General features: G+C 63.8%; 25 protein-coding genes. 9 read left to right on the top strand and 16 right to left on the bottom strand.

Features of this window, described 5'->3' with window-relative positions:
* Positions 1-60 precede the first annotated feature (60 nt).
* The 3 genes from phoU (at position 61) to RIN61_RS11480 (ending at position 3,028) form a co-directional block, all read left to right on the top strand.
* Entirely contained in the window at positions 61-831 is a 771-nt protein-coding gene (phoU, locus tag RIN61_RS11490) for a phosphate signaling complex protein PhoU (RefSeq protein WP_112249438.1), read from the top strand.
* 164 nt (positions 832-995) lie between these two features.
* Positions 996-1,892 carry a response regulator gene (locus RIN61_RS11485; protein WP_112249437.1) on the top strand — a complete coding sequence of 299 codons (897 nt, stop codon included), beginning with the start codon at positions 996-998 and terminating at the stop codon, positions 1,890-1,892.
* A gap of 239 nt (positions 1,893-2,131) precedes the next feature.
* Positions 2,132-3,028 carry a M23 family metallopeptidase gene (locus RIN61_RS11480; protein WP_133969754.1) on the top strand — a complete coding sequence of 299 codons (897 nt, stop codon included), beginning with the start codon at positions 2,132-2,134 and terminating at the stop codon, positions 3,026-3,028.
* Between the two features lie 117 nt (positions 3,029-3,145).
* On the opposite strand, the gene RIN61_RS11475 is transcribed toward RIN61_RS11480, so the two are convergent.
* The 3 genes from RIN61_RS11475 to phoB all read right to left on the bottom strand — a co-directional run bounded on the left by RIN61_RS11475 (position 3,146) and on the right by phoB (position 6,760).
* Positions 3,146-4,486, bottom strand: coding sequence for a hemolysin family protein (locus RIN61_RS11475; RefSeq protein ID WP_112249435.1), 1,341 nt, complete (start codon positions 4,484-4,486; stop codon positions 3,146-3,148).
* A gap of 228 nt (positions 4,487-4,714) precedes the next feature.
* Positions 4,715-6,022, bottom strand: a complete 1,308-nt coding sequence (gene phoR / locus RIN61_RS11470) for a phosphate regulon sensor histidine kinase PhoR (protein ID WP_313857235.1) — start codon at positions 6,020-6,022, stop codon at positions 4,715-4,717.
* A gap of 48 nt (positions 6,023-6,070) precedes the next feature.
* The gene (gene phoB / locus RIN61_RS11465) at positions 6,071-6,760 is read right to left on the bottom strand and encodes a phosphate regulon transcriptional regulator PhoB (RefSeq protein WP_003253341.1); all 690 of its coding nucleotides are present in this window, start codon (positions 6,758-6,760) and stop codon (positions 6,071-6,073) included.
* A gap of 172 nt (positions 6,761-6,932) precedes the next feature.
* On the opposite strand from phoB, the gene RIN61_RS11460 reads away from it, so the two are divergent.
* Positions 6,933-7,304, top strand: coding sequence for a COG4315 family predicted lipoprotein (locus tag RIN61_RS11460; protein WP_112249433.1), 372 nt, complete (start codon positions 6,933-6,935; stop codon positions 7,302-7,304).
* A gap of 100 nt (positions 7,305-7,404) precedes the next feature.
* Here the strand turns inward: RIN61_RS11460 and ubiA are convergent, their stop codons facing one another.
* Together ubiA and RIN61_RS11450 are read right to left on the bottom strand one after the other, a co-directional pair.
* Positions 7,405-8,295, bottom strand: a complete 891-nt coding sequence (ubiA, locus tag RIN61_RS11455; RefSeq protein ID WP_015272345.1) for a 4-hydroxybenzoate octaprenyltransferase — start codon at positions 8,293-8,295, stop codon at positions 7,405-7,407.
* Positions 8,295-8,852 carry a chorismate--pyruvate lyase family protein gene (locus RIN61_RS11450; RefSeq protein WP_313857232.1) on the bottom strand — a complete coding sequence of 186 codons (558 nt, stop codon included), beginning with the start codon at positions 8,850-8,852 and terminating at the stop codon, positions 8,295-8,297. Before RIN61_RS11450 ends, ubiA begins: the two co-directional genes overlap by 1 nt.
* Before the next feature lie 246 nt (positions 8,853-9,098).
* On the opposite strand from RIN61_RS11450, the gene RIN61_RS11445 reads away from it, so the two are divergent.
* The 4 genes from RIN61_RS11445 to RIN61_RS11430 all read left to right on the top strand — a co-directional run bounded on the left by RIN61_RS11445 (position 9,099) and on the right by RIN61_RS11430 (position 11,441).
* On the top strand, positions 9,099-9,266 hold the full coding sequence (locus RIN61_RS11445; RefSeq protein WP_003253349.1) for a rubredoxin: 168 nt from the start codon (positions 9,099-9,101) through the stop codon (positions 9,264-9,266).
* A 16-nt stretch (positions 9,267-9,282) separates the two neighbouring features.
* On the top strand, positions 9,283-10,431 hold the full coding sequence (locus RIN61_RS11440; RefSeq protein ID WP_313857230.1) for an NAD(P)/FAD-dependent oxidoreductase: 1,149 nt from the start codon (positions 9,283-9,285) through the stop codon (positions 10,429-10,431).
* Positions 10,432-10,617: 186 nt separating this feature from the next.
* Positions 10,618-10,917, top strand: coding sequence for an HU family DNA-binding protein (locus RIN61_RS11435; RefSeq protein WP_112249430.1), 300 nt, complete (start codon positions 10,618-10,620; stop codon positions 10,915-10,917).
* 149 nt (positions 10,918-11,066) lie between these two features.
* Positions 11,067-11,441, top strand: a complete 375-nt coding sequence (locus RIN61_RS11430; protein ID WP_112249429.1) for a helicase — start codon at positions 11,067-11,069, stop codon at positions 11,439-11,441.
* A 125-nt stretch (positions 11,442-11,566) separates the two neighbouring features.
* Here the strand turns inward: RIN61_RS11430 and RIN61_RS11425 are convergent, their stop codons facing one another.
* The 6 genes from RIN61_RS11425 to exbB all read right to left on the bottom strand — a co-directional run bounded on the left by RIN61_RS11425 (position 11,567) and on the right by exbB (position 18,286).
* Positions 11,567-12,970 (bottom strand): aminoacyl-tRNA deacylase and HDOD domain-containing protein, encoded by a 1,404-nt coding sequence (locus RIN61_RS11425; protein WP_112249428.1) that lies wholly within the window; start codon positions 12,968-12,970, stop codon positions 11,567-11,569.
* A gap of 78 nt (positions 12,971-13,048) precedes the next feature.
* Positions 13,049-15,127: an ATP-dependent DNA helicase RecG gene (gene recG / locus RIN61_RS11420; protein ID WP_112249427.1), complete on the bottom strand. Its 2,079-nt coding sequence runs from the start codon at positions 15,125-15,127 to the stop codon at positions 13,049-13,051.
* A gap of 3 nt (positions 15,128-15,130) precedes the next feature.
* On the bottom strand, positions 15,131-16,057 hold the full coding sequence (locus tag RIN61_RS11415) for a hydrogen peroxide-inducible genes activator (RefSeq protein WP_013974805.1): 927 nt from the start codon (positions 16,055-16,057) through the stop codon (positions 15,131-15,133).
* A gap of 94 nt (positions 16,058-16,151) precedes the next feature.
* On the bottom strand, positions 16,152-16,883 hold the full coding sequence (locus RIN61_RS11410; RefSeq protein WP_112249426.1) for an energy transducer TonB: 732 nt from the start codon (positions 16,881-16,883) through the stop codon (positions 16,152-16,154).
* Positions 16,880-17,308 (bottom strand): TonB system transport protein ExbD, encoded by a 429-nt coding sequence (gene exbD, locus RIN61_RS11405; RefSeq protein ID WP_112249425.1) that lies wholly within the window; start codon positions 17,306-17,308, stop codon positions 16,880-16,882. The genes RIN61_RS11410 and exbD overlap by 4 nt, the downstream gene beginning before the upstream one ends.
* Positions 17,309-17,311: 3 nt before the next feature.
* Positions 17,312-18,286 carry a tonB-system energizer ExbB gene (exbB, locus tag RIN61_RS11400; protein WP_112249424.1) on the bottom strand — a complete coding sequence of 325 codons (975 nt, stop codon included), beginning with the start codon at positions 18,284-18,286 and terminating at the stop codon, positions 17,312-17,314.
* A gap of 190 nt (positions 18,287-18,476) precedes the next feature.
* On the opposite strand from exbB, the gene RIN61_RS11395 reads away from it, so the two are divergent.
* Positions 18,477-19,334, top strand: a complete 858-nt coding sequence (locus RIN61_RS11395; protein ID WP_215520556.1) for an SDR family oxidoreductase — start codon at positions 18,477-18,479, stop codon at positions 19,332-19,334.
* Positions 19,335-19,464: 130 nt separating this feature from the next.
* On the opposite strand, the gene RIN61_RS11390 is transcribed toward RIN61_RS11395, so the two are convergent.
* The 5 genes from RIN61_RS11390 to RIN61_RS11370 all read right to left on the bottom strand — a co-directional run bounded on the left by RIN61_RS11390 (position 19,465) and on the right by RIN61_RS11370 (position 24,224).
* Complete coding sequence (locus tag RIN61_RS11390; RefSeq protein WP_112249422.1) at positions 19,465-20,196, bottom strand: hypothetical protein; 732 nt, start codon at positions 20,194-20,196, stop codon at positions 19,465-19,467.
* A gap of 58 nt (positions 20,197-20,254) precedes the next feature.
* Positions 20,255-20,635: a RidA family protein gene (locus RIN61_RS11385; protein ID WP_085621514.1), complete on the bottom strand. Its 381-nt coding sequence runs from the start codon at positions 20,633-20,635 to the stop codon at positions 20,255-20,257.
* A gap of 23 nt (positions 20,636-20,658) precedes the next feature.
* Positions 20,659-22,767 (bottom strand): bifunctional GTP diphosphokinase/guanosine-3',5'-bis pyrophosphate 3'-pyrophosphohydrolase, encoded by a 2,109-nt coding sequence (gene spoT / locus RIN61_RS11380; protein WP_013974799.1) that lies wholly within the window; start codon positions 22,765-22,767, stop codon positions 20,659-20,661.
* A 59-nt stretch (positions 22,768-22,826) separates the two neighbouring features.
* Positions 22,827-23,090 (bottom strand): DNA-directed RNA polymerase subunit omega, encoded by a 264-nt coding sequence (gene rpoZ, locus RIN61_RS11375; RefSeq protein ID WP_003253383.1) that lies wholly within the window; start codon positions 23,088-23,090, stop codon positions 22,827-22,829.
* A gap of 261 nt (positions 23,091-23,351) precedes the next feature.
* Positions 23,352-24,224 (bottom strand): LysR family transcriptional regulator, encoded by an 873-nt coding sequence (locus RIN61_RS11370; protein ID WP_013974798.1) that lies wholly within the window; start codon positions 24,222-24,224, stop codon positions 23,352-23,354.
* Positions 24,225-24,403 lie beyond the last annotated feature (179 nt).

Raw genomic sequence — 24,403 nt, 5'->3', positions numbered from 1 at the left:
AGGTGGACCAGGGAATGACACGAACTACTTGAAGCTTGCAGCTTCTTCGCGGAGCGAACGATGATCAACAAAGAAAGCCTTACCCATCACATTTCCCAGCAGTTCAACGCCGAGCTCGAAGAGGTGCGCAGCCACCTGCTGGCCATGGGCGGCCTGGTCGAAAAGCAGGTCAACGACGCAGTCACTGCGCTGATCGAAGCCGACTCGGGCCTGGCCCAGCAAGTGCGCGAAGTCGACGAGCAGATCAACCAGATGGAGCGCAACATCGACGAGGAGTGCCTGCGCATCCTCGCCCGTCGTCAGCCGGCGGCCTCCGACCTGCGCCTGATCATCAGCATCTCCAAGTCGGTGATCGACCTGGAGCGCATTGGTGACGAATCGACCAAGATCGCCCGTCGCGCCATCCAGTTGTGCGAGGAAGGCGAGTCGCCGCGCGGCTATGTCGAGGTGCGCCATATCGGCGACCAGGTGCGCAACATGGTCCGCGACGCGCTGGACGCCTTTGCCCGCTTCGACGCCGACCTGGCGCTGTCGGTGGCCCAGTACGACAAGACCATCGACCGTGAATACAAGACCGCCCTGCGTGAGCTGGTGACCTACATGATGGAAGACCCGCGCTCGATCTCGCGGGTACTGAGCGTGATCTGGGTCCTGCGTTCGCTGGAGCGTATCGGCGACCATGCGCGCAACATCTCCGAGCTGGTGATCTACCTGGTGCGCGGCACCGACGTGCGTCACATGGGCCTCAAGCGTATGACGGCAGAAGTGCAGGGCACTGCTGTTTCTGATGGCGAAAACGCTAATGTTCCGGGCGAACCTGACGATAAGTAAGGTTGCTCCCGAGCATCGACGCCCGGCCTTGGCCGGGCGTTTTCGTTTGCGGTCGAGGAGCCGGCAGGCACCCGCGAACGATGTGAAGAAGTCCCGGCGTGACCAAGTTGTAGCAAGTGGCCATTATTCGGCGGTAGGCTAGTCGGGATTCAGAAGGAGTATCGATGAGTAAAGTGAATGTGCTGGTCGTGGATGACGCCCCGTTTATCCGTGATCTGGTCCGCAAATGCCTGCGCAATGCCTTCCCGGGCATGACCATCGACGACGCCGTCAACGGTCGCAAGGCCATGGCCATGCTGGGCAAGGAAGCGTTCGACCTGGTCCTGTGCGACTGGGAGATGCCGGAAATGTCCGGGCTTGAGCTGCTCACCTGGTGCCGCCAGCAGCCAGAGTTGAAGAACCTGCAGTTCATCATGGTGACCAGCCGTGGCGACAAGGAAAACGTCATCCAGGCGATCCAGGCGGGCGTTTCCGATTTTGTCGGCAAACCGTTCACCAACGAGCAGTTGCTGACCAAGGTGAAAAAGGCCCTGACCAGGATCGGCAAGCTCGACAGCCTTATGGCCAGTGGCCAGGCACGGGTCAACTCGGCGTTCGCCAATGACTCGCTCAATGCGCTGACAGCCGGCAAACCTGAAGCGGTAAAGGTTGCGGCGCCGGCAGCTGCACCGGCTCCCGCCCGGCCAGTGACCAACGCCCCCCGGCCCGCCGCCCCCGCGCCGACCGGCCGTGGCCAGGGCCAGTTGCGCCTGGCAGGCGGCATGCAGCCGTGCGTGATCAAGGCGCTAAGCCTTAAAGAGGCCTTGCTGGTGGTGCGCCGTGGCGACGCGCTGCCCCAGGTCCTGGAAGGCGCGGTGCTGGACCTGGAGCAGGGCGAGAACGCCGAGGTTGCCCGCCTTAACGGCTACCTGCATGCCGTCGCGGCACTGGAACCCAAGCCCGACAGTGACTGGTTGCAACTGACCTTCAAGTTCGTCGACCAAGATGCTCAGAAGCTCGACTACCTGTCGCGGCTGATTGCCCGCGGGACGGCGCAGAAGCATTTCACCCCCGGCGCCTGACTCCAACCTCACACCGCCCTCTTTGTAGGAGCGGCCTTGTGTCGCGAAAGGGCTGCAAAGCAGCCCCAGCAATCGATACGGCGACGCTGAAATCCTGGGGCTGCTGCGCAGCCCTTTCGCGACACAAGGCCGCGCCTACAAAAAACTGTGCAGCCCACGGCCATCCGACCAACTGCAATACCCGCCGCAAAACCCGCTGCTAGTCTTCGACAGATCATAACTGTCAAAAAGCCACTATCATGCCCGCCCGCCTGCTGCTGTTCTGTGCATTGCTCATGGCCTCGGCGTCGAGCCTGGGCATGACCATTTACGAGATCACCGATGATGGCCGTGTGACCTCCTATTCCGACCGGCCCGGCCCCGGTGCCAAAACCTTTGTGCGGCGCGTACCCATGGTGGAAGTGCCCGAAGGCCAGGTGCTGCTGAACGCGATAACCTTCAACGGCGGCGTGAGCTTTTCGGCCCGCAACCAGCTGCATGTGCCAGTGGAGGTTGAGTTGCGCCTGGACAACCTGGTGAACGCACAAGGTGGCAATGCCCCGCGCACGGTGCGCCGGGTGCTGCCGCCGCGCACCACGCAAATGCTCAGCGTGCTCAGGGGGCGGCCCGGGCTGCTGTTGAACTACCGCTCGACTCTGCTGCAGGCCATGGGCGATCCGGGCAAGCGGCCCCAGGGCTTTCGCTATGCATTCCCCTGGATTGGCGGGCCGTTCCGCGTGACCCAGGGCCCCAATGGCCGGGTCAGTCATTTTGGGCCCAAGGGGCGCTATGCCATGGATATCGCCATGCCCGAAGGCACCACCATCATCGCGGCGCGGGAAGGGGTGGTAGTGAAGACGGAGAACAGCCAGAGCGGGCGCGGCCCCAACCCGTCAGGCAATTTCGTCAGGGTCCTGCACCCGGACGGCACCATGGGCGTGTACCTGCACCTGATGCGCGGTTCGGTGGTGGTAGCGGAGGGGCAACGAGTGCGCCAGGGGCAGATGCTGGCCAAGTCGGGCAATACCGGTAACAGCACCGGGCCGCACCTGCATTTCGTGGTGCAGCGCAATGTGGGGTTGGCGCTGGAGTCGATACCTTATCGGTTCGACAGGCCGATCGGTGGATTGCCTGACTTCACTGCGGGTAACCCTTGAGATTTTTGGGGCCGCTTTGCGGCCCTATCGCGACACAAGGCCGCTCCTACAGGGACACGCGAACCCCTGTAGGAGCGGCCTTGTGTCGCGATGGGCTGCAAAGCAGCCCCCTGGCCCTCAATCCAGCTTGAGCACCTTGGCCAGCACGATCTTCGGCCCTTTCATCTTCTTGATGATGATACGCAGCCCTTCAACCTCCAGCACTTCCTCTTCTTCAGGTACGCGCTTGAGTGTCTCGTAGACCAGCCCCGCCAGGGTTTCCGCCTCGATATGGTCAAGGTCGACGCCCAGCAGGCGTTCGACCTTGAACAGCGGCGTGTCGCCACGCACCAGCAGCTTGCCAGGCTGGTAGGCGAGGATGCCGCGCTCGGTCTTGCGGTGTTCGTCCTGGATGTCGCCTACCAGCACTTCCAGCACGTCTTCCATGGTCAGGTAGCCAATTACCTTGCCATCGGCTTCCTCCACCAGCACGAAGTGCGCGCCGCCCTTGCGGAACTGCTCCAGCAACTGCGCCAGCGGCATGTGCCGCGACACGCGCTCCAGTGGCCGGGCAAGGTCGTCGAGGTCGATGGTTTCGGGCAGGTGCTCGAGTTCGGCCAGTTCCAGCAGCAGGTCCTTGATATGCAGCAGGCCGGTGAACTCCTCCCGCTCGGCGTCGTAAACCGGGTAGCGGCTGAACTTGTGACGGCGCACCAGGGCGAGGATCTGCTTCAACGGCGCATGGGCGTCGATGCTGACCATGTCCTCGCGCGAGTTGGCCCAGTCGACCACCTCCAGCTCGCCCATTTCCACGGCCGAGGCCAGCACGCGCATGCCCTGGTCGCTCGGGTCCTGGCCACGGCTGGAGTGCAGGATCAGCTTGAGCTCTTCACGGCTGTAGTGGTGCTCGTGGTGCGGGCCGGGCTCGCCCTGGCCAGCGATGCGCAGGATGGCGTTGGCACTGGCATTGAGCAGGTAGATGGCCGGGTACATCACCCAGTAGAACAGGTACAGCGGCACGGCGGTCCACAGCGACAGCAGTTCGGGCTTGCGGATGGCCCAGGACTTGGGCGCAAGCTCGCCGACCACGATGTGCAGGTACGAGATGACGAAGAAGGCGACGAAGAACGAGATGGCCTTGATCAGCTCGGGCGTGTCCACGCCCAGGTATGCCAGCAGCGGCTCGAGCAGGTGGGCGAACGCCGGTTCACCGACCCAGCCCAGGCCCAGCGAGGCGAGGGTGATGCCCAGCTGGCAGGCCGACAGGTAGGCGTCGAGCTGGTTGTGTACCTTGCGCAGGATGCTGCCACGCCAGCCGTGCAGCTCGGCGATGGACTCGACGCGGGTGGCGCGCAGCTTGACCATGGCGAACTCGGCGGCAACGAAGAAGCCGTTGAGCAGCACCAGGAGCAAGGCAAAGATGATCATGCCGAAATCGGCGAATAACGAGGTGAGGCTGATACCAGGGGAAGGGTCCATGATGGAGTTTTTACGGGGTCCGTCTTCGAGATAGAGAGAAAAAAAGAGCCAGCTCTTGCTGGCACAGGGGGTCCAATGTAGCGGCTGGGGCCGCAAAAGCAAAGTGTGGTGGATTCATTGGGGCCGCTTTGCGGCCCATCGCCGGCAAGCCAGCGCCCACGGGGGAGAGCGGAGCATCTGTGGGAGCTGGCTTGCCGGCGATGGGCTGCAAGGCAGCCCCCCAGGTCCTCAAGCCTTGCCGTTGGTCAATTGTGCCGGCGCGAAGTGACAGGTAAAGGTACTGCCATGCCCCGGCACGCTGCTGATCTCCAGCTTGCCGCGGTGGCGCATCAGCACATGCTTGACGATCGCCAGCCCCAGCCCGGTGCCGCCGGTATTCGACGCACGGCTGGAATCGACCCGGTAGAAGCGCTCGGTCAGGCGCGGCAGGTGCTTGGCATCGATGCCCACCCCCGAGTCCTGCACCGACAGGTGCGCGCCTTGGGCATCGGCCCACCAGCGGATACGGATGCTGCCTTCGTCCTGGGTGTACTTGACCGCGTTGAACACCAGGTTGGAAAAGGCGCTGCGCAGCTCCGACTCGCTTCCCTTCAACTGCACGCCGGGCGCGGCTTCCAGGGTGATGCGCTGGTTGCGCGGCCCGGACAGGGCCTGGGCGTCGTTCTTGATCGCGGCGAGCAAGGCATCGACCGCTACCGGCTGGTTGTCCGACGGGTAGTCGGTGGCCTCCAGCTTGGCCAGCAGCAACAGGTCGTTGAGCAGTGTCTGCATGCGCGAGCCTTGCTGGCTCATCTGCTGCAGGGCTCGGCTCCAGCGCGGGTTCACGTCCTCGACATTGTCCAGCAGGGTTTCCAGGTAGCCGGTGATCACCGTCAGCGGTGTGCGCAGCTCGTGGGAGACGTTGGCGACAAAGTCCTTGCGCATCTGCTCCAGCTGGTGGATGCGGGTAACATCGCGCACCAGCATCAGGTGCTCGTTGTTGCCATAGCGGGTGATGTGCAACTGCACGCGCATGCGGTCGTTGATCGGCGAGGGAATCTCCAGCGGTTCGAGGTAGTTTTCCGCCTCGAAGTATTCCTTGAAGCGCGGGTGGCGCACCAGGTTGGTCACTTGCTGGCCGCCGTCCTGTGGGGTCTTGAAGCCCAGAAGGGTCTCGGCGGCGCGGTTCCACCATTCCAGGTTGCCGTCGCTGTCGAGCATGATCACCGCGTCACGCAGTGCGGCCGTAGACTCCTGCACCCTGTCGATCACCGCTTGCAGGCGGCCGCGCACGCGCTGGTCGCGGCGTTGCAGGTGGTAGATGCTGTCGAACACTTCGCCCCACAGGCCGTAGCCATCGGGCGGTGCTTCGTCGGGCTGGTGGTTGCGTAGCCAGTCATGCAGGCGCAGCAGTTGCTTGAGGGTCCAGCCCAGATAGAGCGCCAGGCCGATGGCCAGGCTCCAGCCATAGTAGCCGCTGACCAGCCCGCCGATCAGGCAGACGGTAATCAGCAGCAGCAGGTGGCGAATCAGGGTCGCGTGCCAGTTCTGGTTCAATTGACGGTCCTTGTACAACGACGTGCAGCTTGGCGCTTTTCGGCTCGATCAGCTCTTGGTCGAGAAGCGGTAGCCGGTGCCCCGGACGGTTTGTACCAGATTTTCGTAGGCTTCACCCAGCGCCTTGCGCAGGCGGCGGATGTGCACGTCGACGGTGCGTTCTTCGACATAGACATTACCACCCCACACCTGGTCCAGCAGCTGGCCACGGGTGTAGGCGCGCTCCTGGTGGGTCATGAAGAACTGCAGCAGGCGGTATTCGGTAGGGCCCATCTCGGCTGGCTTGCCATCGATGGTCACGCGGTGGCTGATCGGGTCGAGCAGCAGGCCGCCGACTTCGATCGGTGCCTCGCTGTCGCTCGGGCCGGTGCGGCGCAGCACGGCTTTCAGGCGGGCGACCAGCTCGCGCGGCGAGAACGGCTTGGTGATGTAATCATCGGCGCCTACTTCCAGGCCCTGGATCTTGTTGTCCTCTTCACCCTTGGCAGTGAGCATGATGATCGGGATGTCGCCGGTCAGTTCGTCGCGCTTGAGGCGGCGGGCCAACTCGATGCCGGAGGTGCCCGGCAGCATCCAGTCGAGCAGGATCAGGTCCGGTTTGCGGTCGACGATGATCGCGTGGGCCTGTTGGGAGTTTTCCGCTTCCAGGCAGTCATAGCCGGCCATTTCCAGGGCAACGGCGATCATCTCGCGAATCGGTGCTTCGTCGTCGACGATCAGAATGTTCCTGCCAACCATGCTCAAAACCTCTCCTGGATACGGTGTCTTGGCCCGCATTAGATAACGGAATTATTGCAGCTGTGTGACAGGGTGTTGGCTGTTCTGGCGACATTCCATGACTGAACTAGGCTTGAAAGGGCCGCAATCGCGGCAATTTCAACTCAATCCCCCCGAAACAATGGTGAATCCAATGACACGACAAACGCTGAGCTGGATGGCCCTTTTCACTGCGCTGGCGCTACCGGGGGTGGCCTCTGCCGACCATGCGATGGAGAAGGGCGGCATGTTGGTCGACCATGCCGGCATGACCCTGTACACCTTCGACAAGGATGCGGGCGGCAAGTCGATGTGCAACGGCGAATGCGCCACCAACTGGCCACCACTGATGGTCAAGGCCAATGACGAACCGGCCAAGGACAAGTGGACGGTGGTGATGCGCGATGACGGCAGCAAGCAGTGGGCCTATGACGGCAAGCCGCTGTATACATTCATCAAGGACAAGAAGGCCGGGGACAAGACCGGTGATGGCGTGAAGGATGTCTGGCATATCGCCAAGCCTTGAGAGTGTCCGCTTTCCTTGTGGGAGCGAGTTCAGCCGCGAATGCTGCAGTGCAGCAAGCATTGCATTCGCGGGTAAACCCGCTCCCACAAGGGCGGTGCGTTCAGCGCAATGCGTAATCCAGCACCACCCCGATGAACACCAGCATCCCGGCCCAGTGGTTGTGCAGAAACGCCTTGAAGCACGACTCCCGGTCCAGCTTGCGCGTCGACCAGTACTCCCAGGCAAAGCACGCCGCCGCGCCCAGCAGCCCCAAGTGGAACCAGCCACCCAGCTCGAAGCGGCTGCCGGCCAGCAACAGGCAGCCCAGCGACAGCAGCTGCAAGGTCAGGATGATGGTGCGGTCGGCGTCGCCGAACAGGATAGCGGTCGACTTCACGCCGATCTTCAGGTCGTCATCACGGTCGACCATGGCGTAGTAGGTGTCGTAGCCCACGGTCCACAGCAGGTTGGCGATGTACAGCAGCCAGGCGCTGGCCGGCAGTTCGCCGCCCGCTGCGGTGAAGGCCATGGGAATACCCCAGGAATACGCCGCCCCCAGTACTACCTGCGGGTAATAGGTGTAGCGCTTCATGAACGGATAGCAGAACGCCAGTGCTACCGCACCGAACGAAAGCCACACCGTGCGGCTGTTGGTGCACAGCACCAGCAGGAAGCTCACGCCGACCAGGATGGCGAACAGCGCCAGTGCTTCGCGCGGGCGGACCCGGCCGCTGGCCAGGGGGCGGTCGGCGGTGCGTTTGACATGGCCGTCCACCTTGCGGTCGGCAAAGTCGTTGATGCAGCAACCTGCGGCGCGCATCAGCACCACACCGAGGCCGAAGATCAGCACGTTGGCCAGGGTCGGTGAACCGTTGCCGGCAATCCACACCGCCGACAAGGTCGGCCACAGCAGCAGGTAGATACCAATCGGCCGATCCATGCGGCTGAGCTGGACGAAGTCCCAGGCCCGCGGGTGCAGGCGGTTGAGCGACTTGAGCAGTTGCAGGTACATCAGCGGTTTTCCTCCTTGGCCGCTTGCCACAATGCTGGCAGAAACACCTCTGCCACCAGCAGGTCCAGGCCGCCACGTTCAAAGCGCGAACGGCGGCCCCACAGCGCCGCATGGGCCGCTTCGCTCGGTAGCCAGGCCTGTGGATAACTGCACACCTCGATGGGGTGGCGGATGAACGCCTGGTCACAGAACAGCAACTCGCCCAGCGAACGGCTGCCCAGGGTTTCCAGGTCCAGCCCACCGCGCTCCAGGGCGCTGCGGCTGGCGACACTGCGGGCGAACACCCAAGGTTGGCCATGGCCGCGCAGGTACACCTCACGCACCCAGCCTTCGGCGCCGGCGGTGGTGCCCAGTGCCTGGCATTCGTCATCGCGCAGCGGTTGCCAGCCCTCGAACAGCGGGGTGACGGAGAAGTGATCGTTGGACAGACGGGTCAGGCGGCGGGTCAGCGAGCCCTCGTCGAACAGCCAGTCAAGGGTGGGCTGGTCGAGATCGGTCGCCAGCTGTGAATACGGCAGCCACGCGACAGCGGCTGCTTGCGGGGATTCGTACGACACGTCGGTCTGCTTGTTACAACCAGAGAGGCGGCGAGCTTAGCATGATTGCCCCGACTGCTTGCATACTGCCGAGAGGGCCGCTACAAAGCCCCCACGAATCGCGCGCTGGCTTCTTCGCGGCTAAAGCCGCTCCCACAGGGAACGCACAACCTCTGCTGCTGTGCGGTCCTTGTGGGAGCGGCTTTAGCCGCGAAAGGGCCATCAGCCGCAACACAGCCCCAGCCTGAACCGAGGAATCCCACCCCCATGAAAAAGTGGCAATGTATTGTCTGTGGCCTGATCTACGACGAAGCCGAAGGCTGGCCCGACGACGGCATCGCCCCCGGCACCCGCTGGGAAGATGTGCCTGAAGACTGGCTGTGCCCCGACTGCGGCGTGGGCAAGAGCGACTTTGAAATGATCTCCATCGGCTAATCGAGGAAAGCACGACATGACGTCCCCTGTGGTAATCATCGGTACCGGCCTTGCGGGCTACAACCTGGCCCGTGAATTTCGCAAGCTCGATGTGCAGACGCCGCTGCTGCTGATCACCGCCGATGACGGTCGTTCCTACTCCAAGCCCATGCTGTCCACCGGCTTTGCCAAGCAGAAGGACGCCGATGGCCTGTGCATGGCCGAGCCGGGTGCCATGGCCGAGCAACTGAATGCCGAGATCCGCACCCATACCCGCATCAGCGGCATCGACCCAGGCCACAAGCGCCTTTGGATTGGGGAGGAGGCGGTGGAATACCGCGACCTGGTGCTGGCCTGGGGTGCGCAGACCGTGCAGGTACCGATCGAAGGCGACGGCGGCGAACAGGTGTTCCCGATCAACGACCTGGAAGATTACGCGCGCTTCCGTGCCGCCGCCGTCGGCAAACAGCGTGTGCTGATCCTCGGTGCCGGCCTGATCGGCTGCGAATTCGCCAACGACATGAGCCAGGGCGGCTTCCAGGTCGATGTGGTGGCGCCGTGCGAGCAAATCATGCCGACCCTGCTGCACCCAGCCGCTGCCACTGCCGTGCAGGCCGGGCTGGAAGGCCTGGGCGTGCGCTTTCACCTGGGCCCGGTACTGACCCGTCTGCAGCAGCTGGCCCAGGGCCTGGAGGCGCACCTGTCCGACGGCAGCGTGATCGCCTGCGACCTGGTGGTTTCGGCCATCGGCCTGCGCCCGCGCACCGACCTGGCCGCCGCCGCTGGCCTGCAGACCAACCGCGGCGTTTGCGTGGACCGCCAATTGCGTACGTCCCACGCCAACATCTTTGCCCTTGGCGATTGTGCCGAAGTCGATGGCATCAACCTGCTCTATGTGATGCCGCTGATGAGCTGTGCCCGGGCCTTGGCGCAAACCTTGGCCGGCAAGCCGACAACGGTCGTCTACGGGCCGATGCCGATCACCGTGAAAACCCCGGCCTGCCCACTGGTGGTCTCGCCGCCGCCCCAGGGCCACGAAGGCACTTGGCAGGTGGAGGGGCAGGGCAGTGACCTCAAGGTGCTTTGCCTTGATGCAGACGGCAAGCTGCTGGGCTACGCCCTCACCGGGGCGGCCGTGATGGAAAAGCTGGCCCTGAATCGCCAGCTGCCGGCCGTGATGGCGTAAATAGCTGGCGTTCTGTCGGATTTATCCTGTTGTTGATTGCACAATGGCCGCCCAGATACTGGCGCGGCCCCGGTGCACGTGCCATCCTCACTTCCGTCTGCCGCAGATTAGAGCCTGCGGTGCCTTGAGCGCTGCTCCAAGGGCAGCACGGCATAACAACAAGAATTCCGTCAAAGAGGCTTCACTATGCGCAAACCAGAACTCGCCGCCGTCATCGCCGAAAAGGCCGATCTGACCAAGGAAAAGGCCAATCAGGTTTTGAACGCGATTCTCGACAGCATCACGGGTGCCCTGGACAAGGACACCGTGACCCTGGTCGGTTTCGGCACCTTCGAAAAACGTCATCGCGGTGCGCGTACCGGCAAGAATCCGCAAACCGGTGAACCGGTCAAGATCAAGGCCAGCAATACCGTGGCTTTCAAGCCAGGCAAGAACCTGCGTGACAGCGTCAACGCCCCCGTCAAGCCGTCCAAGAAAGGCAAGTGATCGCTCCCTGACAACCCCCAGTGTCAGCCAAGCGGGCGCCCCAGGGCGCCCGTTGTGCTTTCTGCAGGCAAAATGTTTCGAACTTGCATAAATAGTTCTGGAAAAGGATAGACTGCGCGCCTTAGTCACTTTTAATTCGAGGCGCGTTGATGAAGTTCCGCTTTCTTCTCTGGGCCATGGGGCTGTTGATGGCCAGGGCCAGCCGCAACAACCCGGCGTTCCAGCAGCAGCTCAAGGGCAAGGACCTGGTGTTCCAGATGCAGACCCTGGACGGCAAGGTCGCCCGGCACTTCATCGTCAGCAACGAACGCGTCAGCAGCAAGGGCGGCGCGCACCCGCAGCCGGCGTTTGCCATTGCCTTCAAGGACGCAGCCTATGGCTTCGCCACCATGCAGGCAGGTAACAAGCAGTTGGCGTTCATGCAGGGGATTCAGGACAAGAGCATCCAGATCAAGGGCAATCCGGCGCTGGTGATGTGGTTCCAGGGGTTGATGAAGTACCTGAAGCCGAAGAAAAAGGGCTGAACGCCTATAGGCCTGCTGACCCATACCCTGTGGGAGCGGGTTTACCCGCGAACACCGGCAAGCCGGTGCCATACACCGCGTCGCGATCTTCGCGGGTAAACCCGCTCCCACAGGGGCCAATCATGTCAGTGCGGTGCGTGGAACTGCGAAGCCAGCTCACGCAACAGGCTCTCTGCCTCGAGCACCTTGTTCACCACATCCTCGGCCTTGTCCCGGGTAATCCCCAGCCGCTCCAGCAACTCGTCCGGAATCTCCTGCTGTGGCCCAGAGCCGATCCCCCGCGAGCGCAGCAGGCGGGTGGCCAGGCATACCAGGTTGGGGAACGCCGAAAACTCGCCTTCATAGGCTGGGTCGTGCTGGAAGCGCAGCGCGGTGGACAGTTCTTCCGGCATGTCCCACAGCTTCATCAACCAGGCACCGATCTGCTCGCGGCTGATGCCCAGCAGGTGTTGTTCCACGTAGGTGTGGCAAACGTGCGGGTTGACCTCCAGGTGGCGACAGATCAGCGAGAAGTGCGGCGGGAACACGTGCGCCAACAGCAGGTACCCAAAGTTGTGCAGCAGCCCGGCCAGGTAGGTCAGGCCGGCCTCGGGGCGCTCGGCCCGTGGCATGGCGCGGGTCAGGCCTTCGATGATCGCGGCGGTGTAGATCGACTGCTGCCAGTACGGCGTGGCCTGCTGCGGGTGGTCTTTCGGCAGGCTAAGGGTCTTGCCCAGCGCCAGGCCAAGAGCCAGGTTGATCACCAGGTCGAAGCCCAGCACGCGCACGATGGCATCTTCCACCGAGCGGATCTTGCCCGGTGAGGCGTAGTAGGGTGATGCCGCCCAGCTCACCACCTGCGCAGCCAGCGCCGGGTCGGTCTCGACCACGCCGGTGATATCGTCGATGCTGGCGTTGGGGTCTACCCGCAGCTTGATGATCTTTTGCGCGGTGTCGGCCAGCGGCGGAATTTCGATGGTTTCTTCCAGGCGCTTGTGGATGCGCCGGGCAGTGAAGGCCTGGACGGCATTGGTGATTTCCCGGGTGTCATCATCGGGGCGATCGAGGTTGGGGCTGATCGCCTCGACTTCCTGACCGAAGCTGCTGGCGCTTGCCTTGGCCAGCATGCGCTTGAAGTGCGCGCGTTCGATTTCCAGCAGCAGGCCGGCTTCGCCAGACTGGATAAACACGGTTTCGGCGTCGAGCAGGCTTTTTTCGTACTGGCACGGCGAGCTGGTCAGCGCCGGGATACCCGGCAATGCCTTCAGCTGGTGCTTGTCCAGCATCTGCTTCAGGCGCGGCACCGACACCGCGGTGAGCTTGCGCCCAGTCAGTTCCGCCAGGCGATCGAGGTCCAGCAGCTGGCTCTGCGGGAACAGCACCATCATGGCGCCAACCTCGTCGTCGAGCAGCACGGTCTGTACCCGCGCCGCTGCCGGCAGGTGCGGATGTTCGACCACCTCGCGGTAGGCCACGCCGAGTTTGTCGAGCAGCAGCCGGATGACCGAGGGAGCGTGTGGGGTTGCGGTGTCCAGGGCAACTTCAGTCATGGTCCGTATCCACTGATTCTTTTAAACGCGAAGTATAACCAGCCTGGGGGCAAAACTGGATCCATTATGGGACCAGCGTCACACTTGGCCATATTGCTGGCCATGACGCAGCCAGCGGTCAAGCAGTGGGCTGACATGCTCCGGCCAGCGTGCGACCAGGGCCTGGGCGGCGTCGCGCACGGCCGGCAGCAGGTCGGCGTCGCGCATCAGGTCGGCGACCTTGAACTGCAACAGGCCGGTCTGGCGGGTGCCTAGCATCTCGCCCGGGCCACGCAGTTCCAGGTCTTTTTCGGCGATGATGAAGCCATCGTTGGTTTCCCGCATGATCCCTAGCCGCTCGCGGCCGATCTGCGACAGTGGCGGGTGGTACAGCAGCACACAATGGCTGACGGCGCTGCCCCGGCCAACCCGGCCACGCAGCTGGTGCAACTGGGCAAGGCCCAGGCGCTCGGGGTTCTCGATGATCATCAGGCTGGCGTTGGGCACGTCCACACCCACCTCGATGACCGTGGTGGCGACCAGCAACTGCAGGTTGCCCGCTTTGAATTCGGCCATGATCTCAGCCTTTTCCGCCGGTTTCATGCGCCCGTGGATCAGCCCCACCCGCAACTCGCCCAAGGCGCTGCCCAGCTCCTCGTAGGTGCTTTCGGCGGCCTGGCAGGTCAGCTCTTCGGATTCTTCGATCAGGGTGCACACCCAATAGGCCTGGCGCCCTTCGGCGCAGGCCGCGCGCACCCGCTCGACCACTTCGAAGCGGCGGCTGTCGGCCACCAGCACGGTGTTCACCGGTGTGCGCCCGGGCGGCAGCTCGTCGAGCACCGAGGTGTCCAGGTCGGCATAGGCGCTCATGGCCAGGGTTCGCGGAATTGGCGTGGCGGTCATGATCAGCTGGTGCGGGCACAATTCGCCGGCCACGCCCTTTTTGCGCAGGGCCAGGCGTTGCTGCACGCCAAAACGGTGCTGTTCATCGATGATCGCCAGGGCCAGATGCTTGAACTTCACTTCTTCCTGGAACAGCGCGTGGGTGCCGACCACCATTGGCGCACCGTTGGCGATCTGCTCCAGGGCGGCTGCCCGGGCCTTGCCCTTGAGCTTGCCGGCCAGCCAGGCCACTTCGATGCCCAGCGGTTCGAGCCAGCGCTTGAAGGTGATGTAGTGCTGTTCGGCGAGGATCTCGGTAGGTGCCATCAAGGCCACCTGGTAGCCGGCTTCCAGGGCCTGCAGCGCGGCCAGGGCGGCGACCACGGTCTTGCCGGCACCCACATCGCCTTGCACCAGGCGCATCATCGGCTCGTGCTGGCTGAGGTCGTAGGCAATTTCGTTGGCCACCCGCTGCTGCGCGCCGGTCGGTTGGAAGCCCAGGTTGGCCAGGTACTGCGCCTGCAGGCGCTGGGCCTTGGGCAGCACCGGCGCGCGCAGGCTGCGCAGGCTTTCGCGCAGGCGTTGCTGCGACAGCTGGTGGGTCAGCAGTTCTTCGAAGGCCAGGCGGTGCTGGGCCCAGTGCTGGCCTTCGGCAAGCTCGTCGAGGTCGGCGTCGGCCGGCGGGTTGTGCAGATAGCGGATGGCATCGTCCAGCGGCGCCAGCTGGTAGTCCCGGGCCAGTTCGTCGGGCAGCCAGTCCGGCAGGCTGCGCGGCCCGAGCAAGCCCAGGCTCTGTTGACACAGCAGGCGCAGGCGTTGCTGGGTGAGGCCTTCGGTAGACGGGTAGATCGGCGTCAGGGTCTGCTCGACCGGTGGCGGCGGTTCGTCGCCGTTCAGCGCGCGGTATTCCGGGTGGTAGATTTCCAGGCCCGAAGCGCCGGGGCGGGCCTCGCCGTAGCAGCGCAGGTGGGTGCCACGCTTGAGGCCTTCCTTCTGCGCGTTGCTGAAGTGGTAGAAGCGCAGGCTCAGTACACCGGTGCCGTCACCCAGGCGCACCACCAGGCTGCGGCGCTTGCCCATGGTCACGTCGGCGCCGCTGACCACCCCCTCGATCACCGCGTCCTGGCCAGGGCGCAGTTGGCCGATCGGCACCACGCGGGTGCGGTCCTGATAGCGCAGGGGCAGGTGGAACAGCACGTCCTGCAGGTTTTCCAGGCCGACCTTGGCGAGTTTCTCCGCCATGGCCTCGCCAACCCCCTTGAGTACCGTGACCGGGACCTTCGACAGCTCACTCATGACTCAGGCCGGTTGTTCCGCTGGGGCTTTGGCGACCGAGCACAGGCGGATCGAATCGGCGAGGATCTCGATGGCCTTCGGCCGCGGGAAGCTGGCGCGCCAAGCAATGGCCACGGTGCGGAATGGAGCCGGTGCAGTCAATGGGCGAACCTCGATGACGCCGGGGGCATAATGGTGGCTGTGCACCGCCGACAGCGGCAGGATCGACACGCCAAGGCCCGAGGCGACCATGTGGCGGATGGTTTCCAGCGAGCTGGACTCCACCGTGGTGTGCTTGGATCCTTCACCGCCCTTGTTCAGCGTTGGGCAGGCTTCCAGTACCTGGTCGCGGAAGCAGTGGCCTTCACCGAGCAGCAACAGGCTCTTGTCGTTGAGCATGGCGGTGTCGATGGTCTTTTTCGCCGTCCACGGGTGGTCGGCCGGCATCAGGGCGCAGAACGGTTCATCGTACAGCGGCAGCGTCAGCACGTCGGCTTCGTTGAACGGCAGGGCGATGATCACCGCGTCCAGTTCGCCGTTGCGCAGTTTTTCGCGCAGTACGTGGGTGAAGTTCTCTTCGATGTACAGCGGCATCTGCGGCGCCACGCGGTGCAGTTGCGGGATCAGGTGCGGGAACAGGTACGGGCCGACGGTGTAGATGGCACCGACCTTGAGCGGGGCGGTGAGTTGATTCTTGCCGGCCTGGGCCAGCTCGCGAATGCCCTGGGCCTGCTCCAGTACCTTCTGTGCCTGGGCGACGATGCTTTCGCCGACCGGGGTCAGACGGACCGCGCTCTTGCTGCGCTCGAAGATCAACACGCCAAGCTCATCCTCGAGCTTCTTCACACCGACCGACAGGGTCGGCTGGCTCACGTGGCAGCGCTCGGCGGCATGGCCGAAGTGCTGTTCCTGGGCGAGTGTGACGATGTAGCGTAATTCTGTGAGGGTCATAACGTGCGTCCATGAAGTTGCGAGCCCAGCATAGCGGCTGCAATCGATAGACGCACGTTATCAGACTTGCCGATTTGTGACAGAAGCAAAAGTCTCAGCGGCGGTCCAGCGAGTAGACGAACGGTGCCACGACTTCGATCGTGCCATTGTTCAGCAACTCGGGTGGCGGCTTGGGTACCGTGCCGGCCCGACGGATCATTTCCAGGGTCGCCCGGTCCAGGGCGGCACTGCCCGAGCCACCGGCCATGGAGTACGACACCACCTTGCCTTCGGCGTCGACCACGAAGCGCAGGCGGTTGATGCCCTGCAGGCCGCGCCGACGCGCGTCTTCCGGGTAACGCTTGTACTTGGCCAGGTGACGCAGCAGGTCGCTCTGCCAGGTCGGCAGGGCGTTGCTGTTGGACGCAATGCTCGGCGCCGGTGCCGCGGACTTCTGCGGTGGCGTGTTGCTGGGCGGTGCGTCTACCGTTTGTTCGGTCGGCGGTGCTTCCTTCGGCGGCTCAGGCTTTTTCTCGGGCTTTGGCGGCTGCGGCTTGGCCTTCGGCTTGGGCGGCTTGGCAATGGCGATCTTGGGTTTGGGTGCCTCGGCCAGCTTCGGCAGCGGCGGTTCCTCGACCGGTGCCGGTGGCTGCGGCGCTGCTTTAGGGGGCGGTGGTGGCGCAGGCTCCGGCAACGGCGCCAGTTCGACCATCATGGCTGCCGGGGGCAGTTCGATGGCCTGGGGCACCGACCAGTTGAGCGTCAGCAGCACGGCGACCACGTGCACGCCCAGCACGATCGCCAGGCTGCCACCGTAGCGCGCCATGTTAGAGCGCGTTCTTGTCATTTCTTGGCTGCCGTCTCGAGACCTACAAGACCGACTTTGAGGTAGCCGGCCGCGCGCATGTTGTTCATCACGTCCATCAGGTCACCGTAATCCACGCCTTTGTCAGCCTGGAAGAAGATGGTGGTTTCCTTGTCGCCCTTGGTCTTGGCATCGAGCATCGGGCCAAGCTGGTCGGGGGCAGGGACCTGATCGTCACCGACGTACAACTTCTGGTCGGCCTTGACGCTTACGAACACCGGTTTCTCGGGCCTCGGTGCCGGCTTGGCGGTCGAGGCCGGCAGGTCGACCTTGATGTCGACTGTGGCCAAGGGGGCTGCGACCATGAAGATGATCAGCAGCACCAGCATTACGTCGATGAACGGCGTAACGTTGATTTCGTGGTTCTCGGCGAGGTCGTCGCCACCTTCGTTGAGATGCAGGCCCATGGCTTACCCCACTTTCACCATGTGCGGGGCAACGCGATCGCTGCCCTGGTGGTCCAGGTCACGGCTGACCAGCAGCAGCACCTGGGCGGAGGCGTCGGACACCTGGGCCTTGTAGCCGGCGATGGAGCGGGCGAAGACGTTGTAGATGACCACGGCCGGAATTGCTGCGACCAGGCCCAGGGCGGTGGCCAGCAGGGCTTCGGCGATACCCGGGGCAACCACGGCCAGGTTGGTGGTCTGGGTCTTGGCGATGCCGATGAAGCTGTTCATGATGCCCCATACGGTACCGAACAGGCCGACGAATGGCGCAGTGGAGCCGATGGTGGCAAGTACGCCAGTGCCGCTGCTCATGGTGCGGCCGCTGGCGTGTACCAGGCGCTCGAGACGGAAGCTGACGCGCTCCTTGATGCCTTCTTTTTCGCGGGCGTTTGCCGACAGGCGCATCTCTTCGAGGGCATCGTGGACCAGGGTGTGGGCCAGAGTGCCTTCCTTGTTGGAAACCTCGCTGGCTTCCTTGAGGCTGGCGGATTTCTTCAGCAGGGCGATTTCACCACGCAGGCGACGCTTGGCGCCCATCAGCTCGAAGCCTTTGGCGATCCAGATGGTCCAGGTGATGATGGAGGCGATGGCCAGGCCGATCATTACCGCCTTCACCACCACGTCGGCGTTCTTGTACATGCCCCATGGGGACAGGTCGTGGGCCATGCCCAGCGAGGTGTCTTCGACCAGGGCTTCGACGCTCGGGTCTACCGCGACCGGGGCGTCAGCCGGGGTGGCGGCAACTGCGCCGTCAGCCGGTGCTGCGACTGGAGCAGTTGCCGGAGCAGCTGGTGCAGTAGCGGCTGCAGGCGTGGCAGCATTGGCAGTTGGCTCATCGGCCATGGCCACCGGGGCCAGCACCAGGCTGAGTGTCAGCGCGGCGATGGCACGCCAGGCGCGCGACGGGGTTGGCGAAGCGGAAGGTTGAGTACGTGTCATGCTGGCCGGACCTGATGAAGAATAAAGTGAACGTTCTCCAAGGCCTCGAGGTAGGCCGAGAACAATTTGGCGGCCATTATTGCAAGTAATTCTTGTTAACAAAAGTAATCTTGTTGCTTTTTTCGCCTATGGTCTAGCCATCCATCGTGTAGCGTGGTCGGGCTGATCAATTGGTCTAGGGAGTTTAGAGATGTCAGGCCTTTCCGTGATGGTGGTGGGATGTGGTGATGTAGGCGGGCGCCTTGCCCGGCAGATGCTTGCGCGCGGTTGGCAGGTGAGCGGCCTGCGTCGGTCGGTCGGACAGTTGCCTGCGGGTGTCGTGCCGGTGGCAGCGGACTTGTCCGTGCCGTCGATTCCCGGCGCCTGGCCGCAGCGCGCGCCGGACTACCTGGTGTACTGCGTGGCGGCCAGCCAGCACGACGAGGCGGGTTACCAGGCAGCCTATGTCGACGGTTTGCGCCATGTGCTGGCCTGGCTGACCGAGCGTGGCCAACGCCCGCGGCGCCTGCTGTTCGTGTCCAGCAGCAGCGTGTATGCACAGAAGGACGGCGAGTGGATCGAAGAAGGCGCCGCCACCGAGCCTGAAGGTTATTCCGGGCGGTTGATGCTGGAGGCTGAACGGCTGGCACTGGCCAGTGGCATCCCGGCCAGCGTGGTGCGCCTGACCGGCATCTATGGCCCGGGCCGCGAGTGGCTGCTCAGCCAGGTGCGCCAGGGCTACCGCGTGGCCGAGGAGCCGCCGCTGTATGGCAACCGCATCCATGCCGAGGATGCTGCCGGCCTGTTGGCGTTCCTGTTGCAGGCGGATGCCGACGGCAAGGTGCTGGACGATTGCTACATCGGCGTCGACGACGACCCGGCGCCGCTGGCCGATGTGGTGGCCTGGCTGCGGGCGTACATGGGGGTAACCGAATGGTCGGATGAGCAGCGCGTGCGGCGCACCGGCAGCAAGCGCTGCAGCAATGCCCGGGCGCGGGCGTTGGGCTGGGCGCCGGAGTATCCGAGTTACAAGGAAGGTTATGCGGCCATCCTGAAAGGCCTGTGCTGAGGCTACTGGCCTCTTCGCGGGTAAACCCGCTCCCACAGATATACCACTGGTTTCAAGCCTGGCGGTGTACCTGTGGGAGCGGGTTTACCCGCGATGAGGCCGGTGTATTCGGCCGCGATTCCAGCAAGTCTCAATCCAGCTCCAGCACCCACTGGCGCTTACCGGCCGCCAACACTGGCATTTCATCCGGCTGCGCGCGGTTGACTGCCTGGAAAATCTCCAGCTTGTCGCCATCGCGCTTGAGGATGAACGGCGCGCCACGCTGGTTGCGCTCCAGCCACAGGCTGTCGTTGCTGCCACCCATGGTCGCGCAATCACCCGCCAGGCACAGGGCGAAACGGTCTGGTCCCGGCAAGCCGGTGACGTTGCCGGTGTCGCCGAAGCGCACGCTGGCACCTTTGCCCTGGCCTTCGACAATCTTCCAGTTGCCGCCCAGATAGGCCTGGTACAGGGCTTTCTCGAAGCTGCTGCCCAGTGGCGCATTGGCCGTTGTCGGCGCTTTGGCGCGCACGAAGGTCTGCTTGCCGCCGTTTTGATCGACAGCCTGCAGTTCGTCGCCATCGAGCGACAGCTGTTCGGTCTGGCCGCCCTGGAAGCTGGCCTGCCATTGCTTGTCGGTGGCGCTCAGCTGGCCGTCGGCCGCTTCGAAACCATTGCTGTAGCTGGCCTGTTGGCTGGCAACGTCGAGCTTCCACTCGAACACCGGCCCGTGCTCATTGAGCGCCTGGCGCAGGCTGCCGCCCTTGACGGCCGCATTGATGGCGTCCTGGTTGATCCAGGTGCCGTTGAAATCTTCGGGTTTGTGGCTGGCGCAGCCGCCCAGAAGCAGGGCTGCCAGCGCTAGGGGCAGTGCTTGACGCATGACGGGGTAACCTTGCAGAGAAGGGAAGGTGACGGGCAGGGCGCCCGTCACCGGGGCATCATTCGATGACCAGGATGGCGTCCATTTCGACCTGGGCGCCTTTCGGCAGCGCGGCAACACCGATGGCGGCGCGGGCCGGGTAAGGCTGCTCGAAGTAGCGGCCCATCACCTCGTTGACCTTGGCGAAGTGGCTCAGGTCGGTGAGGAAGATGTTCAGCTTGACGATGTCCTTGAACGAACCGCCAGCGGCTTCAGCCACGGCCTTGAGGTTCTCGAACACTTGTACGGTCTGGGCTTCGAAGCCATCGACCAGTTCCATGGTCTTCGGGTCCAGCGGGATCTGGCCCGACATGTATACGGTGTTGCCGGCCTTGATCGCCTGCGAGTAGGTGCCGATGGCGGCAGGGGCCTTGTCGCTGTTGATGACGGTCTTGCTCATGATGACTCCTTGCGGTTGGCGGACTACGTACGCATGCGGGTGATGCGGACCACACCGGTCAGGGTACGCAGCTTCTTGATCACACGCGCCAGGTGCACGCGGTCGTGCACGCTGACCACCAGTTGGACCACGCTGATACGGCCGTCGCGTTCGTCCATGCTGATTTTCTCGATGTTGCCGTCGGCAGCGTTGACACTGCTGGCCAGCAAGGCAATCAGGCCGCGCTGGTGCTCCAGTTCGACACGCAGCTCGACATTGAATTCACCGGTGATGTCCTTGGCCCAGGAGAGCTGTACGCACTTCTCCGGGTTATGGCGGATTTCACTGATGTTGCGGCAGTTTTCCAGGTGTACGACCATGCCCTTGCCGGCTGACAGGTGGCCCACGATCGGGTCGCCCGGGATCGGCGTGCAGCACTTGGCGTAGCTCAGCACCAGGCCTTCGGTACCGCGGATCGCCAACGGGCCTTCCGGTGCTGGCAACTGCTCGCCTTCGGCCGACAGCAGGCGGCGTGCGACCACGTAGGCCATGCGGTTGCCCAGGCCGATGTCTTCGAGCAGGTCTTCGATCAGTTCCAGGCGGTACTCGGCGAGAATCGCCTGGATACGTTCCTGGGGGATCATCTCCAGGCTGCTGTCGAAGCCGGTGAGCACCTTGTTCAGCAGGCGTTCGCCCAGGCTGATGGACTCGGAGCGGCGCTGCTGCTTGAGCGCGTGGCGGATGTGCGTGCGCGCCTTGCCGGTAACCACGAAGTTGAGCCAGGCCGGGTTCGGCCGTGCGCCCGGGGCGCTGACGATTTCCACCGTCGAGCCGCTTTGCAGCGGCTCGGACAGCGGCGCCAGGCGGCGGTTGATGCGGCAGGCGATGCAGCTGTTGCCGACGTCGGTGTGCACCGCATAGGCGAAGTCGACGGCCGTGGAGCCTTTGGGCAGCTCCATGATGCGGCCTTTTGGCGTGAACACGTAGACCTCGTCCGGGAACAGGTCGATCTTCACGCTCTCGATGAATTCCAGCGAGTTGCCGGCACGTTGCTGCAGTTCGAGGATGCCCTTGACCCATTGACGGGCGCGGGCGTGGCTGCCCTTGGGTTGCTCGTCGTCGTTGGACTTGTACAGCCAGTGCGCAGCGATGCCGTTGTTGGCCATCTCCTCCATCTCGCGGGTGCGGATCTGGATTTCGATGGGCACGCCGTGCATGCCGAACAGCGTGGTGTGCAACGACTGGTAGCCGTTGGCCTTTGGGATCGCGATGTAATCCTTGAAACGACCGGGCAGCGGCTTGTACAGATTGTGCACCGCACCGAGTACGCGGTAGCAGGTGTCGACCTTGTCGACGACGATGCGGAAGGCGTACACGTCCATGATCTCGTTGAAGGCGCGGCGCTTGCCGCGCATCTTCTTGTAGATGCCATAGAGGTGTTTCTGCCGGCCGCTGACCTCGCCCTCGATGCCGTCGGCAGCCAGGCAGTTGGCCAGCGAATGCTCGATCTTGGCGACGATTTCCTTGCGGTTGCCGCGAGCGCTTTTCACCGCACGGTGAATCAGCGACGAACGCATCGGATGCATGGCCTTGAAGCCGAGGTCCTCGAACTCCACGCGCACGGTGTGCATGCCCAGGCGATTGGCGATGGGGGCGTAGATCTCGAGGGTTTCCTTGGCGATGCGCCGGCGTTTTTCGCCGGACAGCACTTCCAGGGTGCGCATGTTGTGCAGGCGGTCAGCCAGCTTGACCAGGATCACGCGGATATCGCGGGCCATGGCCATGGCCATCTTCTGGAAGTTTTCGGCCTGCGCCTCGGCCTTGGTCTCAAAGTTCATCTGGGTCAGCTTGCTGACCCCGTCGACCAGTTCGGCCACGGTCTCGCCAAACTGCTGGCTGAGGGCTTCCTTGGCGATGCCGGTATCTTCGATCACATCGTGCAGCATGGCCGCCATCAGGCTCTGATGGTCCATGTGCATGTCGGCGAGGATGCTGGCCACGGCCAGCGGGTGGGTCACGTAGGGCTCGCCACTGCGGCGGCGCTGCCCATCGTGGGCCTGTTCGGCGTAGAAATAGGCGCGCCGGACCAGGTTGACCTGTTCGGGGCCAAGATAGGTCGACAGCCGTTCGGCCAAGGCTTCTATACCCGGCATGGGTTTACCTCCTGCCGAGGAAGGGGGCCTTGCGCCGTGCGACGTCGACCTGGCATCAATCAGACAGCCTCGTTGTTCTCGTCCTCGAACGCGGCGAACACCGGATCCTCGGTGACGATCTCTTCAGCGGCGATGAACTCGTTGGTGACGATGCCTTCGGCGATTTCACGCAGGGCAACAACGGTCGGCTTGTCGTTTTCCCACGCAACGCGTGGCTCTTTGCCGCCGGTCGCCAGCTGGCGAGCGCGCTTGGTCGAGAGCATGACCAGCTCAAAGCGGTTATCCACGTGTTCCAGGCAGTCTTCAACAGTTACGCGGGCCATGGTCTTCCTCAGTAGCAATTGCGGTGGGCGTGCAGCCCGATAATGGGCAGGCGGACTCGATAGTTTAAAAAATCACCAGCCAATAGGGAAGCGCTGTTTTATCGGGTGGTTACCTTCAAGCCCTGTGTTGCCTTCTTCGCGGCTGAAGCCGCTCCCACAGGGACCGCATTGTCCTCAGGTCCATCACCGCACCCTGTGGGAGCGGCTTCAGCCGCGAAAGGGCCGGAACAGACACCCTATCGCTTGAGTTTGACGATACCCTCAGAGCATCGCGTCACGCAACCGCGGGGTCAGCTCCTCGAACAGGGTCTGCACCGAGCGCAACGCCCGGCAGTCCGGCCGGGTCAGCAGCCACAGCTGGGTGTCGCAACCCGGCAGCGGCCCGCTCAGCGCATCCACCCCGGGCAGCGCGTGCACCATGTAGTCCGGCAACGCTGCCACGCCGAGCCCGGCCGTGACCAGCTGGGCGATGGTCGACATGCCGCTGCACTGGTAGCGCGGGCTCAACCCTGGGTGCTGCTGGTTGCGCCAGACCACCGTGGGGTGGTCCTGCATCGAGTCGTCGGGGGCGATCCATGGCACGCTGGCAGGTGACTCTGCCAGGCGTTCGCGCCATTGCGGCTGGCCGCAGACCACGTAGGAGGTGGACCCCAGGTTGCGGCCCACCAGGTGCTCGGGTGGCGTGTTGGTCAGGCGCAGGGCAATGTCGGCATCGCGCCGGCTGAGATTGGCGAAGGTATTGGAAGTGCCCATCTCCAGCGACAAGGCCGGGTAGTTGGGCATGAACTCGGCCAGAGCCGGCAGCAGCAGGCTGTGCATCACCGCCTCGGTGCAGGTCAACCGCACGGTGCCGCTGACCACCTGCTCGCCACTGGTCATGGCGATGCGCGCCGCCTCCAGCGCCTGCTCGGCGCGCTCGGCCTGTTCGGCCAGGGCTTGGGCGGTGTCAGTCGGCAGGTAGCCCTTGCGGCTCTTGACGAACAAGGCGGTGCCCAGCGCCGACTCAAGCCGGCGGATCGAGCGGAACACCGTCGACACATCGACCTTGAGCAGCTCGGCGGCCTTGGCCAGCGAGCGGCCACGTTCCAGGGCCAGGACCAGGGAGAGGTCGGCATGGGTAATCTGATATTGCATTGGTGCACGCTCTGCTTGCCGAATTGCCAATGTCTGTTGCGTTTTGGCCATTTTATAGTGGAACGGCCCCCGGGAATCAATGCGCCCGGTCGGGTAACCAATCCCCACGATGGGAAAGTGAAAAGAACAACAGCTGCAACCATCGTCGCCCGTGAGGCGCCAGCCGTATCCCCCACATC

Origin of the sequence: Pseudomonas inefficax (assembly GCF_032164165.1) — a bacterium.
Taxonomy (GTDB): domain Bacteria; phylum Pseudomonadota; class Gammaproteobacteria; order Pseudomonadales; family Pseudomonadaceae; genus Aquipseudomonas; species Aquipseudomonas inefficax.
Note: the sequence above shows the minus strand (reverse complement) of the source record. Positions and strands in the feature narration are given on the sequence as shown.